The sequence below is a fragment of the Streptomyces sp. NBC_01283 genome (genome assembly GCF_041435335.1).
In the GTDB taxonomy this organism is placed as follows: Bacteria; Actinomycetota; Actinomycetes; order Streptomycetales; family Streptomycetaceae; genus Streptomyces.
On sequence record NZ_CP108430.1, the window covers coordinates 456,188 to 469,683 of the forward strand.

General features: G+C 68.4%; 15 protein-coding genes and 2 pseudogenes. 7 read left to right on the forward strand and 10 right to left on the reverse strand.

The window, feature by feature from the left end; genetic code table 11:
- Positions 1 to 85 precede the first annotated feature (85 nt).
- Positions 86 to 825 (reverse strand): annotated as a pseudogene (locus OG302_RS01940) (response regulator).
- A complete protein-coding gene (locus tag OG302_RS01945; protein ID WP_371525029.1) occupies positions 822 to 1,448 on the reverse strand; it encodes a sensor histidine kinase in 627 nt (208 codons plus the stop codon). The pseudogene OG302_RS01940 and the gene OG302_RS01945 overlap by 4 nt, the downstream one beginning before the upstream one ends.
- Before the next feature lie 31 nt (positions 1,449 to 1,479).
- Between OG302_RS01945 and OG302_RS01950 the strand changes: the two are divergent.
- Together OG302_RS01950 and OG302_RS01955 are read left to right on the forward strand one after the other, a co-directional pair.
- A pseudogene (locus OG302_RS01950) lies at positions 1,480 to 1,536 on the forward strand (hypothetical protein); the annotation flags it as partial.
- Between the two features lie 443 nt (positions 1,537 to 1,979).
- The gene (locus tag OG302_RS01955; protein WP_371750393.1) at positions 1,980 to 2,699 is read left to right on the forward strand and encodes a hypothetical protein; all 720 of its coding nucleotides are present in this window, start codon (positions 1,980 to 1,982) and stop codon (positions 2,697 to 2,699) included.
- Positions 2,700 to 2,845: 146 nt separating this feature from the next.
- Here the strand turns inward: OG302_RS01955 and OG302_RS01960 are convergent, their stop codons facing one another.
- The gene (locus OG302_RS01960) at positions 2,846 to 3,046 is read right to left on the reverse strand and encodes a hypothetical protein (protein ID WP_371525030.1); all 201 of its coding nucleotides are present in this window, start codon (positions 3,044 to 3,046) and stop codon (positions 2,846 to 2,848) included.
- 242 nt (positions 3,047 to 3,288) lie between these two features.
- Between OG302_RS01960 and OG302_RS01965 the strand changes: the two genes are divergently transcribed.
- On the forward strand, positions 3,289 to 3,492 hold the full coding sequence (locus tag OG302_RS01965) for a hypothetical protein (RefSeq protein ID WP_371525031.1): 204 nt from the start codon (positions 3,289 to 3,291) through the stop codon (positions 3,490 to 3,492).
- 202 nt (positions 3,493 to 3,694) lie between these two features.
- On the opposite strand, the gene OG302_RS01970 is transcribed toward OG302_RS01965, so the two are convergent.
- Both OG302_RS01970 and OG302_RS01975 read right to left on the reverse strand, forming a co-directional pair.
- On the reverse strand, positions 3,695 to 4,441 hold the full coding sequence (locus OG302_RS01970; RefSeq protein WP_371525032.1) for an IclR family transcriptional regulator C-terminal domain-containing protein: 747 nt from the start codon (positions 4,439 to 4,441) through the stop codon (positions 3,695 to 3,697).
- Positions 4,438 to 4,953 (reverse strand): RNA polymerase sigma factor, encoded by a 516-nt coding sequence (locus tag OG302_RS01975; RefSeq protein ID WP_371525033.1) that lies wholly within the window; start codon positions 4,951 to 4,953, stop codon positions 4,438 to 4,440. Before OG302_RS01975 ends, OG302_RS01970 begins: the two co-directional genes overlap by 4 nt.
- Positions 4,954 to 5,655: 702 nt before the next feature.
- Between OG302_RS01975 and OG302_RS01980 the strand changes: the two genes are divergently transcribed.
- Positions 5,656 to 6,219, forward strand: coding sequence for a cytidylate kinase family protein (locus tag OG302_RS01980; RefSeq protein ID WP_371525034.1), 564 nt, complete (start codon positions 5,656 to 5,658; stop codon positions 6,217 to 6,219).
- 112 nt (positions 6,220 to 6,331) lie between these two features.
- On the opposite strand, the gene OG302_RS01985 is transcribed toward OG302_RS01980, so the two are convergent.
- Positions 6,332 to 6,994, reverse strand: a complete 663-nt coding sequence (locus OG302_RS01985; RefSeq protein ID WP_371525035.1) for an O-methyltransferase — start codon at positions 6,992 to 6,994, stop codon at positions 6,332 to 6,334.
- A gap of 70 nt (positions 6,995 to 7,064) precedes the next feature.
- Between OG302_RS01985 and OG302_RS01990 the strand changes: the two genes are divergently transcribed.
- Positions 7,065 to 7,739, forward strand: coding sequence for a TetR/AcrR family transcriptional regulator (locus tag OG302_RS01990; protein ID WP_371525036.1), 675 nt, complete (start codon positions 7,065 to 7,067; stop codon positions 7,737 to 7,739).
- On the forward strand, positions 7,736 to 8,107 hold the full coding sequence (locus OG302_RS01995; protein ID WP_371525037.1) for a hypothetical protein: 372 nt from the start codon (positions 7,736 to 7,738) through the stop codon (positions 8,105 to 8,107). Before OG302_RS01990 ends, OG302_RS01995 begins: the two co-directional genes overlap by 4 nt.
- A 307-nt stretch (positions 8,108 to 8,414) precedes the next feature.
- Here the strand turns inward: OG302_RS01995 and OG302_RS02000 are convergent, their stop codons facing one another.
- Complete coding sequence (locus OG302_RS02000) at positions 8,415 to 9,728, reverse strand: cytochrome P450 (RefSeq protein ID WP_371525038.1); 1,314 nt, start codon at positions 9,726 to 9,728, stop codon at positions 8,415 to 8,417.
- A 203-nt stretch (positions 9,729 to 9,931) separates the two neighbouring features.
- Positions 9,932 to 11,062, reverse strand: coding sequence for a methyltransferase (locus OG302_RS02005; protein ID WP_371525039.1), 1,131 nt, complete (start codon positions 11,060 to 11,062; stop codon positions 9,932 to 9,934).
- A gap of 605 nt (positions 11,063 to 11,667) precedes the next feature.
- Between OG302_RS02005 and OG302_RS02010 the strand changes: the two genes are divergently transcribed.
- Positions 11,668 to 11,880, forward strand: coding sequence for a hypothetical protein (locus OG302_RS02010; protein ID WP_371525040.1), 213 nt, complete (start codon positions 11,668 to 11,670; stop codon positions 11,878 to 11,880).
- 234 nt (positions 11,881 to 12,114) lie between these two features.
- Here the strand turns inward: OG302_RS02010 and OG302_RS02015 are convergent, their stop codons facing one another.
- A complete protein-coding gene (locus tag OG302_RS02015) occupies positions 12,115 to 12,468 on the reverse strand; it encodes a hypothetical protein (RefSeq protein ID WP_371525041.1) in 354 nt (117 codons plus the stop codon).
- A 245-nt stretch (positions 12,469 to 12,713) separates the two neighbouring features.
- Positions 12,714 to 13,250 (reverse strand): hypothetical protein, encoded by a 537-nt coding sequence (locus OG302_RS02020; RefSeq protein WP_371525042.1) that lies wholly within the window; start codon positions 13,248 to 13,250, stop codon positions 12,714 to 12,716.
- Positions 13,251 to 13,496 lie beyond the last annotated feature (246 nt).

Below are 13,496 nucleotides of genomic sequence, written 5' to 3' on the forward strand. Positions count from 1 at the left end.
CCGGGCCGCAGGTTTCCCGGGGCTCGACCGCCCGGGAGGCTGGTCCGGCGGCACAGACGGCCGACGCAAGGCACCTGATGTCGCGTCAGCCCGTGACCCCGGGGACGACCAGGCCGGTTTCGTACGCGATCACCACGGCGTGGGTCCGGTTCTGCGCGCCGAGCTTGGTCAGCACGTTCCCGACGTGTGTCTTCACCGTCTCCAGGCTCACCCTGCACGACTCCGCGATGTCCGGGTTGGAGCGGCCGGTGGCCATCAGACGCAGCATCTCCTCCTCCCGGCCCGCCAGCGCCGCCTGCGGCAGCGCCTCGGCGGATTCCCGTGGGCGGGCGGTGACCATCTGGCGCAGGGCCGCCGGGAAGAGGATCGCCTCGCCCGCCGCGACCACCCGCACCGCCTCCGCGATCTTGGGGACGGGGAGCCGCTTGAGGACGAAGCCGCTGGCCCCGGCGCTGAGTGCGGCGGTGACGTAGTCGTCGTTCTCGAAGGTGGTGATCACCACGACTTTCGGCGGGTCGGCGGGCCCGGCGAGGAGCTGCCGAGTGGCTCTATGCCGCTGCGGCGCGGCATCCGTACGTCCATCAGGACCACGTCCGGCCGCAACTGCCGGGTCCGCTCGACCGCTTCGATGCCGTCGGCGGCTTCCCCGACGACGGTGATCCCGGGCTGCATGGCGAGCAGCGTGCGCAGACCGCTGCGGGTCACCGCGTCGTCGTCCGCGATCAGAAGTGTGGTGCAGCCGGAGGCGTCGGCGGTGTCAGTTGTGATGGCTGCGCTCGCGTCGGGGCCGGTCGCGACCGCTGCGCTCGCTGGTGAGCCGATCATGCGGGCAAGCGTACTGGCAGGCGGACCGCGAGCCGCCAGTGCTCCGGTCCGTCCGGGCCGGCCTCGATGTCGCCGTGCAGGAGCCGCACGCGCTCCAAGAGGCCGGGCAGTCCGTGCCCGGACGTCGGGAAGGCATCTGGGCTCGTTCCGCTCCCAGCTCCTCCGGTCCGGTTGACCACGTCGAGCTCCAGTGAGTCCGACGCGGCCGCCACCTTGACCCGGATAGGGCCGCCCTCTCCGTGCCGCAGCGCGTTCGTCAGCCCTTCCTGCAGGATCCGGTACGCCGCCCGGGAGAGCGTTCCCTGCACCTGTGCGTAGTCGCCCGACAGCTCCGGCTCCACCACCGCGCCCGCGTGCCGCAGCCGGTCGAGCAGTTCGGGCAGGTCGGCCAGGGTCCGGGCCGGCGCCGTTCCCGCCTTCTCCTCGCGCAGCACGCCCAGCACATAGTCCAGGTCCTCCAGGGCGGCCCGGGTCGACTCCTCGATGCTGCGCAGGGCAGCCCGCGCCGCCACCGGGTCGACACAGAGCACCTCGCCCGCCACCGCCGCCTGGATCGTGGCGGCCGTCAGGGTGTGCCCGATCGAGTCGTGCAACTCGTGGGCCAGCCGGTTTCGTTTGAACATGGCCATGCACCGGGTTCTTCGCGGCTCCCGGATGCTCACCGCCGCCGGCGGCGAGGGGCACGGCGTCCTCTACGCGCCCGACGGCAATCCCTGCGCGGACAAGGCCGCAACGTTCTACCTCACCACGGGCAGGCTCCCCGCCAAGGACGACCTGTCAGGCTCCGCCCGGGCAGAAGTAGCAGCCGCGCACATCTCCCGTCCCAATGCCGTGCAGGTGGACGCAACGCCTCTGAAAGGGGCGGGCATCTCACGGAGATACCCAGGGCTGTGGGACCCGCGAATCCCAAACAGCACGCGACGGCCCCTCTCGCGCGGACTGTCCCGCATCCCCTCCCACGACCGGGCGATGCTGCGCGGAAGGGCTCCTCCCCACAGCAGAGCCCCGATGATCATTCGGCTATCGACCGGCCCGTGGCGCCGAAGGCTGCGGTGCGCTCTTCTCAGACCCACGCTCGTGCGACATCCTGGCTTGCAGGGGAGGTGCGGTGTTCTTGTCTCTGGAGCGTCGCGAGTGTGGGGGCGGGGTGGGTCGTGCCACTTGATGTGCTGGTCAACCTCGTCGCATCTCTCCTTGCCTTTCTGCTCGGGTGGCTCATACGCACTCTGGTCGCCTACTTCCGAAACACGCGCCCCGTCACTCGCTTGTGGCGGGTGAACCGTCGCTCCCCGGTGACTGCCGTTGTCGGCAGCGCCCATGATCGCGAGGCGCTCTGGGAGTCGGACGCCCTGGCAGCCATGAGTATCCGTCAGGGCCTCGCGCGTGATCTGAGGATCCATTCGGTCACGACCATGAGGTCGTCCGCCTTCGACATGAGGGGTCACGCAGAAGAGAACATCGTCCTGATCGGCGGGCCTGCCATGAACGAGGTATGGAACGTTTATGCCGACAGGGTCAACGCCCCCTATGAGTTCCGGCGCGATGACAACGGATACTGGATCGAAGCCCGTGAAGGTGGTGCGTCTTTCGGCATCTCCGGCTCGGGCGGGCACGTTCGAGACCACGCTCTGATAGTGCTGGCTCGCAACCCCTTCGCGACGCAGAACAGGCTGCTCATGATGGCGGGTTGTGGCTTCTTGGCGACCCTGGCGGCGCCCGTGATCTTTGAGCCGGCCTATGCCCGGGACCTCACCCGGCGATTCGACACATCCCGATCTCTGGCCCTGGTTCTCGCTGTCGAGGATATAGACGGCTATATGCCCAGGCCCGTCGTCGTTGCACATGCGCACTTCACCCAGTCGCCCGGTCATTGACAGCCCCGAGGAGGACACCGGGTTCATCACAAGACGAACGCTGGGCCTTCCGCAAACCCGTGGTCGTTCTCCTCCGCGGTACCCACAGCACAGTCCCCAGCCGTCCGATGGCCATGGCCCCACCGCACGACGCGAACTGCACGGAATCAGATCCGCCGAGTGCCGCCTTTCCTGATCCAGTCCCACTTCATGGCGCACACCACAAAAGGTGAGATGAGCATCGCAAGCATCCACAAGCCCACGCTTGCAGGCGAATAGATGTAGTAGTGCCATTCCACCGGCAGCAACGAAGGCGCAAGCAACAGGACGACCAGCGCCCCCCACACAGCCAATGTCACGGCTGCCATACGTGCCCCCACCATGGCTCCAGCCCCCCCCTGCCCGCCGACTCCCTGAAGGAGGACCGTAACGCCCACCCAAAGGGGTGCCGCCACCAGGGGTACGCGCCCTCGCTTCTGGACTCATCACCAGGGCCTCGGGCCGCTCGCTCGGCACGCTGAGGAATAGTGCCCGTCCTCCAGATGCGTGAGCCTGCTTCGCCACGGTTGACCACCCGTAGCGCAACGGCAAGCGGAAGCGTTGCCAAAGCATGACTACCGGCGATACGAAGCCACCGGCCCACGGCCCGCTCCTTGCTGCGCACTGGCTCGACTCACCCCACGTCGACGGCAAGGAGTGCAGCTACCGAACTGAGCCGCCCGTCTACGAGCGGCTCAGTTCGGTGCGCACCATGATGCTCGGCATTGCATGCGTGGTGATTGTGGTGGCACTCGCGGCGGTGGTGGCCGGTTGACCAGCCCCGCACGGAGTCCGGAGGCGAGGAATCTGTACTGCCTACCGGTCGCACCAGGGCCCCGAAGGAACTGCTGCACCATCTACCGGCCCTACACCTGCGCCGGCCTTCTGTTTCCGCCTGCCCGAGCGAACTGCTGCTCAGGGCTCCGTTCTCACCAAGGCGTGATCGGCCGGCCACTGCTCCACCGGGTCGGCCCGCCTCAGCAGCCCTTGGCCATCGCCCCGCCGACCTGGGAAGGCTCGTCCGCGACCCTTCGGTCGCCGCCCGGCGACAAGCGATCCTCCAATTGAACGCTCTCCGGCGGGGTGTCGCCCCTTCCCGTGAGAGCAAGGTCGAGTGCCGGGCAGACCAGGCGCAGGAGGGTATCGCCCACGGTTCTGAGGCGATGGGCCATCTCCACGGGGAGATAGGCGGCCACAGCTCCGATGCGGCCTGCGGCACCGACGGGGACGGCGACGGAGACCGAGCCCACGGCGTACTCCTGCAGGTCCAGGAAGAGCGAGCCCGGGGAATCCTTGAGCAGCTTGTGAACGAGGACGCGTTCGTCGGTGATGGTGCGCGACGTCAGCCTTGCTGTCCTGTGGCGCACGAAGTGGTCGCGCCGGGCATCAGCGTCGAGTTGGGCGAGTAGACACTTGCCGAACGAGTGGGCGTGGGCGGTCTGAGCGAATTCAACCCACTCGCTGACGGCCGGAGTAGTAGGCCCTGCAGACTCGGTGACAACCCGCACCTCGCCCTCTTCGTAGACCGCGAAGTACAACGCGGCCCCTACCTCCTCGCGCAGTCCGTCGAGCAGCCTGCCGATGGACGCCCTGACAGGATCCGGCAGCGGGCCGGGCTGCAGGGACGTGAGGAAGAGCCGGTACCGCTCGGCGGCCTCCTCCTCGCCGGACCACAGCTCGTCGACCGCTTCGACAGCAGCCCGAAGACGCCTTTCGATGCTCATGCGCGGTCTCCTTCCGTGTCGCCGTCCCCGAGTATCACCCTGAGGGTCTTTCTGCCCGCGTGGACGTGAGAGCGGACCGTTGCGGGGGTCGCTTCCATCACTTGCGCGATTTCCTCGTACCCCATGCCGAACTGCAGCCGCATGACGAGAGCTTCCTGCTGGCGTGCCGGGAGCTTGCGGACGGCGTGGACGATGTCGAGGCGCAGATCGCAGGCGGCGACCTCGTCCTGTGCGGCGATCCGGCCCCGTAACGTCGCGGCGTCGAGAAGCAGGCCCTGACGGTGGCGTGCCTGCCGGGCGTCGTCGAGGCGCTGCCCGGCAACTTTGAACAGCCAGCCGCGGGGGTCTTTCATGGCGCCCACGCGTTCCCAGTAGCGGTAGGCGGCGAGCATCGTGAGCTGAGCGGCGTCTTCCAGAACGCTCTGTTCCGCCTCACGCCAGAGCAGATATCGGCAGACCGCGGAGTGGTAACACCTGAAGAACTCCTCGAATCCGGGTGGTCCTTGGGGCATGCGGTCCTCACTGTGCCGTACGGTTCGCGCGCGCCGAGGTCACGGGTTTTCCCTCGCTCCGGGGGGACACATGGTAGGTGCGCCGGTGTCCGCGATCGTCCACCATGTCCAATCTGCCGCCAGCGGGCAAACGGTCGAGAACCTCGACAGCAGTGGCCCTGCATTCACGCTCCGCCGCAGTGGCTGAACGACCGCGGGCCAGTTCCCGCAGCACCTCCCACGGCCCGATCCTCCCGTGCCCCCTCCGAAGCCGGATGAGCATCGTGAGCACCATGATGGTGACGGGCCCAGCGACAGCCACGATGTCAGCCAACGCGTCCTCCCTCTCTCCCTTGCCTCTTCTGGCACGCTGCCAGCAGTCGGCTTGTCGGTCCTGAGTACATAAGGGATGCCGGGGCTGTTCTGTTGAGTCCGGTGCGTGAGTTTCCGAGGAGAGTCTCCCGCCGGTACTCGCGCCAGCGTGGCGATTGGGCGGCTCGGTGACTCGGTGACTCGGTGACTCGGTGACTCGGTGACTCGGTGACTCGGTGACTATGGAGCCACAGGCCGTTCTCCCCGCCAACGCCGACGGGCGATCACCGCACCTCAACTCGTTGCCCTCGTCCGCGCCAACGCCCGCTTCGAACAAGGCGTCCTTGTCGAACGCGAGGCGGCGACCTCAGCCTGGTGCGGTACCAGACAGAGACGCCGTGAGAGGCAGCAATGGACCAAGGCACCCGCAGCGAGCTCATCAGTCGGCTGGCCGAGGCGATCAGGTCCGTCAGGACCGCGCACCCGCTGCGGGTCGCCATCGACGGGCCGCCCGCCTCCGGCAAGACCACGCTGGCCGACGAGCTCGCCGTCATCCTGCGCACGCAGGACCACGACGTCATCCGCGCGAGCATCGACGACTTCCTCTTCCCCCGTGCGCAGCGCTACCGGCGCGGCCAGTACTCGGCCGAAGGCTGCTACTTCGACGCCCACGACCGCGCCGCGCTGTGCCGGGTCCTGCTCGATCCGCTGGGCCCAGGCGGAGACCGACAGTTCCAACACGCGGCCTACGACACGGAATCCGACACTCCACCGTCGCCGCCGGTCACGGCCGCCCCCGCAGACGCCGTCCTGCTCTTCGACGGCGTCTTCCTCCTGCGCCCGGAACTCATCGACCGGTGGGACCTGCGCATCTTCGTGTCCGTCCCCTTTGAGCAGACGGTAGATCGCGCCCGGGAGAGGGCTTCAGCATCGGCCGGATCCATCGCCGATGCCTCCGAGATCGAACGCTCCTGACGCAACCGCTATATCCCCTCCCAGCACCTTCGACCCCACTCATCGATACGCAGGGCTGACAACTGCTCCGAAGGCAGCGGTACCCACAACTGATCGCGACGTCACACGAGGTCTAGAGGCGGCAGCTGATCTCCATTCCGTCCTCCACTGGGAAGGTGACGCTCTGGTAGCCGTTCCGGGGGTCACGGACGTAGTCGAGGTAGGGCGCGAGGTCCTCCAGGTCGACGTCGTCGGCGACGACGAGGGTGCCGGGCGCGAGGCGTGGTTCGAGGAGTCGCAGGACGGGCAGGCACAGGTCCTTCCAGCCGTCGAGGAGGACGAAGTCCGCGGAGTCGGCGAGGGCGGCGAGGGTGTCGCGGGCATCTCCCTCGAGGACGGTGATCAGGTCGTCAAGGCCCGTCTCGGTGAACGTCCGGCGGGCGGCCGCGGCCTTGGCGGCGCTCATTTCCGTACTGATCACCCGCCCCGTCCCGTTGTCGCGTACCGCGGCGGCGAGATGGAGCGTGGAAATGCCGAAGGACGTGCCGAACTCGACGACGGTGGCGGGGCGGGCGGCCCGGATCAGGTTGTAGAGGAGGCGGCCACCCTGGGCGGAAATCGGCATGTACACCTCCGCCTTGGCGTCGGCCTGCTCCTGCGCGCCGAGGGGCGCGGAACCCTGGGGCCACGCCGCCCGGAGCCGCCCGCTGGTCGCCTCGTCCTGCTCGGCGGCCCGGAACATCCGGTCGAGGGCGGAGACGACGCGGCGGTCTTCGAGGGTGTTGGTTGGTGTCATACACCTAGGCTAGACGCACCGTTGCGTAGCGTCTAGAGGTTCTGGCCTACTCTGACCCCAGGAGGCAGACATGGAACGAGGAAGTACGGCCGCCGCGGCGGCCGGGCCGCAACCGGCGGTACGCCACCACGGCAACAGGCACGGCCGCAGCGAACAGGCCCGGCAGGCAGTACTGGAGGCGGCCGACGACCTCTTGGTCGAGAAGGGCTTCACCGGCGTCACCATCGAGGGCATCGCCGCCCGCGCGGGCGTCGCCAAGCAGACCGTCTACCGCTGGTGGAAGACCAAGACCGACGTCCTCCTGGACGCCTTCCTCCAGGACGCGGCCGAAGCCCTGACGCCGCCGGACCACGGCGACCTGGCCCCGGACCTGCGCGCCCACCTGCGCCAACTGGCCCTGTTCCTTACGCGGTCCGACGCGGGTGCCGTCTTCAAGGCCCTCATCGGACACGCCCAGCACGACCCCGCGTTCGCCGCCGCCCTGCGGTCCGCGTACCTCGACGAACAGCGCCGACGCGACCGCCTCCCGCTGGAACGCGCGGTGGAACGCGGCCAGCTCGCCGCCGGACTCGACATGGCGGCGGAGATCGACCAACTCGTGGGACCGGTCTACCACCGCGTCCTGGTGACGGCGGAACCCGTCGACCAGGCTTTCACCGACCGCCTCGTCGAGGCGTTCCTGCACCGCGCGGACGTAGCGGAGGGAGCGGTCGTAGCCGACACAGGGGAGATGGGAAGTAAATGACTCTGAAGGCAGGCCAGCGAGTGGTGCTGGCAGCGGACACCCCGCTGACCGATTCGGCCGAGGTATCGGGGGTCGTCGTCGGGTTCCTGTCCCTGGCGGCGGGCACCGGCGGGACCGTCGAGCAGGTGGTCGGCCACCAGGACGAGAGCGACGACGTGCGCGAGTACGAACGGCTCAAGTCGCTGCTCGACTCCTTCGGGGGCGGGATGCCCACGGGGAGCAGGAGGCAGCTCGAAGAGAAGGTCGCCTCTCTGGAACCCGCGTGGACCGCCTTCCAGGAACGGGCGCCTCGCGTGAGCGTGCGGGTCCGCTTCGACAACGGATTCATCCTCGACGGGGCCCACGAGGACGTCTTCGTCCCTGCCTGAGGCGCCTCCGGGGCAGACCGGTGGCCGGCGGCGGTGCTCGCGCCAGCGGGCCCACAGCTCAGCCGGGGTGCGGGTGCGCGGCGAAGGCGTGGGATCGGGCGGGCCACCGGTCGGCCCGGGTGAGCGGGAGAACCGGCATGAGGGTCATGAGGTACGACGGCCCGCCGGTCTCCCGGGTGCACAGGGGGTCACCGCCGGAGATGTCCGCGCACCCGACGCGAACCGCGAAGAGGCCGAGCGGACGCCGTCCTCGGCGACCTCGCCCCCCCAGCTCCGTCGGCACGCGGGGCACGCCATCACCCAGGCCCTAGAGGTCCCGTGGCCGCACCGTCATTCGGATCCCCTCCCGCGCCCACAGTACGAACCGTTCCACCGGCGTCACTTCGTGCCCCGGCGCGGGCCGAAAGCGCAGGCGCTTGAGGAGGACCGCCAGCACAAGCTGGGCCTCGACCGTGGCCAAAGCGGCGCCCTCGCAGCTGCGTGGCCCGATCCCGAAGGGGACGTACGCCAGCCGCGGCCGCTTGGCCACCTCCCGAGGCGTGAACCGCTCTGGATCGAACCGCTCCGGGTCGGGCCAGTGCTCAGGGTTCAGATGCACCGCCCAGAACGGATAGAACACCGTCGTCCCGGCCGGGATCTCGTACGGGCCCAGAACCATGTCCTCGGTCGTCTCGCGTGCTCCGTACGGGCCGGGCGGGAACAGGCGCATCGACTCCTTGAGCACCATGTCCAGATACGTCAGCCGCCGCAGATCGCCGTAGTCGGGCGTGGCGCGCTCACCCAGCACCTGGTCCAGTTCCGCGGCCACGCGATCGGCCGCGTCGGGGTGGCGGCCCAGCAGGTGCAGCGTCCACGAGACGGCGACACCGGTGGTGTGGTGGGCGGCCAGCAGCGTCACCATGACGGTGTCCCGGATCCGCGCCGGGCTCTGACCGGCCTCGACGAGCGCCCCGATCAGGTCGCTGGGGTCGGTTCGGCCGCCCGAGCGGTGCGCCGCCACCATGCGGTCGACCGTCGCGCGCAGAAACGCGAGGGCCGCCTCGGCCCGCTCCGCCGAGCGCGGGTCGGCCCGCGGCACCTGGTAGAGCCGCCCGAGGTGCTCGGTGAGCACCTCCTCGAACGCGGCGACGACACGGTCCGTATCGGTCTCCGCACCGTCGAACGCGAACCCGCAGATCATACGGAGCGACAGCGCGGTCAACTCCTGTTGCAGCTCGACGGGTTCGCCGTCGGCCTGCCGGGCCCAGCGGTCGGCAAGCTCACTCGCCAGCTCGGTGAAGCGCGCGAAGTGCCGCTCATGAGCCGGCCGTCCGGCGAGTACCGAGAGCAGCAGTCGACGCCAGGGCGTGTGCTCGTCGGCGGGTAGCACTTGCAGGTTGCCCGCCTCGCACAGTGGGTCCAGGAACGCGAACAGATCCTCGGGCCGCTTGTCGAGGTGCGCCGTGGCCTCCAGAAGTACGGGATCGGCGACCGACACGGCCGTGTCGGCGCCCGGCAGTTGGAAGCGCACGACGGGTCCGTACGCCTCGTGCAGGCGTAACTGATATCGGTGCAGCCCGCCCGCAGCCGCCACGGCGCTCAGCCCGCCGTCCTCCTGGTACTCGGGTCCCGGGATACGCATGACAGTCCCTCCTGTTTCGCGTCTTGCCCCCGAGTCTCTCCGTGGGCGGCCCCTCAACTCGCCCTGGCAGCAACGATTTTCCCTCCGCTCCCTCCCGACCGGCGGGACCCGTGGCCGCGCGGGCCTTGGCCAGTCAGTCGCGATCTGCTGCCCGCCAGGGGGATGGCGAGAGCCAAGATGCCGTGGCGTGATCGGGCTTCCGGTCATGTTGTCAGTCGCCAGAGGGACGTGGTCTCGGCGCTTCGTGCCTTGTGGAGTGGGTCGGTGGCGTCCTTGGCGCGTGGATGTCGGGGCTTGGTGTCGATCTTGCCCACCACGCGGAGGTGTGCTGCCTGGATGCTCTCCAGCAGTTGCTGACGTGTTCGGAGGCCTAGGTGCTCTGCCAGGTCGGACAGGATGAGCCACCCCTCACCGCCTGGCCGGAGGTGGTCGGAAAGTCCAGCGAGGAAGCTGTGGAGCATGGCGCTGTCCGGGTCGTAGACGCCCTGTTCGATGGGACTGGTCGGACGGGCGGGCAGCCAGGGCGGGTTGCACACGATGAGGTCGGCGCGGCCTTCGGGGAACAGGCCGGGGCCCGACACCTCGATACGGTCGGTCAGTGCCAGCCGCTGGGCGTTGTCCCTGGCACAGGCCAGGGCGCGTGGGCTGATGTCGGTGGCCACGACGTGGTTGATTCCGCGGCGGACCATGACCGCGGCGAGGACGCCGGTTCCGGTGCCGAGATCGAACGCTGTGCTGGTGGCGGGACCGAGCCGGATCGCCGACGGAAGAGGCGTGTGGGCGACCAGGTCGACGTACTCGCCTCTGACCGGGGCGAACACGCCGAAATGGGGGTGGATGCGGGTGCCGAGCGCCGGCACGTCGACCCCTTTAAGACGCCATTGGTGCGCGCCGATCACTCCCAGCAGTTCCCGGAGAGAGACCGCCATGGACCCCGTTGGGGGTCCATAGGCTTCCACGCACGCCTGGCGGACGTCGGGAGCCCGACGCAACGCCAGCCTGTAGTCGTCGTCCAGCAGCACCAGGAGCTTGCCGAGGACACGGGCACGGTGACTGCTGCTGCGCCGGTGCAGGTGGAAGGACTCGCTCAGGGAAGTGCCGGACCTGGGCGTTTTGCCGTCGATGCGGCGTCCCATCGCCTGCAGCAGTTGCCGGGCGTTGTGGAAGTCGCCCTGCCAGAGCAGGGCCGTTCCCTCACATGCCTGGCGGTAGGCGTCGTTGGCCTTCATCCGGTCGTCGGCGGCGACGGTCCGGTGTGGAAGGGGAACGGCGCTCTCGGAATGCCAGCGGGCGGACTGTTGGGTGTTGCCTGTGGTCCAGTGAATGGTGGACACCACGTACTCCTCGTGGTCGAACGTGCGGGGGCACGAAGAGCACTTCGACGAAGAGCAGGCTGGACCCACGCCTGTCCATCGGACAGGCGTGTGCGTTGAGGCAGGTGGCCGTTAACGCTCTCGCGTCGAAGCGCGAGAACGGACGTCCCAGACAACCATGCCGAGCATCAGGGTCCTTTCGGAGGAGTGGCAGCAGGCTCGCACAAGTGCTGCTCGGCTTCCAAACACACCGGCCAGGCCGGATCAGCATGCTCCGGCCCCGGCCAGGTCAGCGGATGGGCTTCTTCGTCCGACTGCCGGTGCGGGGTTTTCGTCAACCGGGAAGGCTGGCTGGACAAGCGTCTCGCTTTCGCACTCGTGGTACTGCGCGAGAGCGAAGCCTTGGGCGCCGACCGGCGCTGAGCGGCAACTGCTCCCTGGCTGCCCACGAAGGCCAGCTGCAAGTGCCCTGTTGGAGGAGCGACCAGCGCTCCTCTGCACCCGCATCCAGCCACGTATGGGCCCTGATCCAGCCCCGATTGTTCCTTTTCGGCCAGCCGCTTCCCGTGGACACCCCCCGCCCCTATGGTGGTACGAACTCGACAGCATGCCGGGGGGTGAGACCGATGGCCTTCACCGAGATTGCCATAGCAGTGATTACGACCGGGCCTGCCTACATTGCGGTCTGGCTGACCGCACGCAAGCCCCAGCCCGAGGCGGCGCAACCGCAGGCTTGCGCGCATGCCGCCATCTGTGGCCAGTGCGAAGGTCGAACCTCGGATCCGACCTCGGTCAGCGACATGCTTGGCTATGTGAAGACTTGGGCTCTCGCGGCCTGATCCTCTCCTCTTCGCGGTACGGCGGTGAGCGCCCCCACCTTCAAGGTGGGGGCCCACCGCGCATTCGCCACCGCCCAGCGATTCGGGCATAGGGGGCAAGGGGAAGCGGGCAGCAGAACTGCCCGAAGCCAGCACCCGGCAACGACAAACCGGCAGGCCAGGAACTGTTTGTGACCGATCGCGCCACTTCCAGGGGTAAGGTCACGCAATTCCCCAGGTCCTGGCGTGAGAAGGCTAGGTTGCGCCGGGTAGCCCCAGGGCAGCCATGAGGGCTGCGGAGAGTTCTTCAGCGAACACGGCCGACCCGGTGAGCGTCTGCCGGATGGCTTCCTCGTCGGGTGTCAGTCCGGCCGCGGCCGACCAGGCGAGTGCGCCGGCCACTGCGGGTTCGATGGGGAAATGCTCCAGCGGTACCTCGTAACTCTCCGCCACCTCACGGTTGAGTAGGCCTTCCCAGCTATTGCCGTCCGGCGTGAGGCCCTCAATGAATCCCACATCGCTGTCGTGGAAGGACACCATGACGGCCGGTGTCCCCGTTCTCTGGACGAGGTTCGCCAGGCTGTTCCGTCCAGCGTCGGCGAAGTCCATGACCTGCCAGCCCTCCGCCAACGCATGCGTGGCGTCGACGTCCGTGAACCCGGCTCCCCGCATGAGCTGTTGCAGTTCCCCTGTGGACCGAGTCGCCAAAGATCCGCCTGAATTTCCCATGACCCGCAAGGTAGCCGACGCCTCTGACACCAACTCGTGCCGCTGAGACATCGGGGCGAGGCGAAACACTCAGCAACCGCATCCGGGCTCTGCTGTCGTTCTGAGCCACCCCGGCTTCTGGCGACTCAGGTATCGGTTCCTAACGCCCGCCGTGCGGCGACCTGGAACGCCACCTCCAGGGGCTTCTTGGCCTCGAACCCAGCCATGAATTGCCGGTCGTGCTCCTCGAGATGCCCCGTACCCTGCTGGATCGCGGCTCGAATCCAGGTGCTAGTCAACAGCTCCCACTGCCTCAGAGCTTCTCGCAGATCCTCAGCGGCCGCGGCCACCGTGTGGGGGCCCGCCATCGTGACCGCCGCTGCCGCGGCACTGAACTGAGTCCAGGCGTCATGCACACTGCTGCGGGCACTCTCCCATTCGTCGACACCACCTTCGCCGTGAAGCAGATCGGACGCCTTCCAGACGGCATTGGAAAGTTGCTTCGCGCAGGTGACAAAGCCTGTATAGGTCTCGCGGCGCACATCGGCGAGCCAGCGCTTCTCCTCTGCGCGATGCTGAGCGTCGAGGCTCCTGAGCTGCGTGCTGAGGGTGAGCAGTCCGCCGCCTACACCGCCGACAGCACCGATCGCCGCACCAAGTATCGCTGCAACGCTGGCGTCCACTCGGCGCACCCCTCTCGTTGGTTTCCAAACGTTGTACCCCGTCGCGTCCCCGCCCAGGCGGAAGGTCATTGCGGAAGCTGACCTGGGATCCATCACACCTCGCAGGGCGAAGCACTAAGCCAGTTGGCGCGACCGGCCAATCGCGTGGCCGCGACCGGGCCACGGCGCGGGCCTCGGCACACCGCCCGGCCTCATACAGGGTCTTGGTCCGGGGCAACGGGAGACATAGTTGCCCGCCCGGCGCGC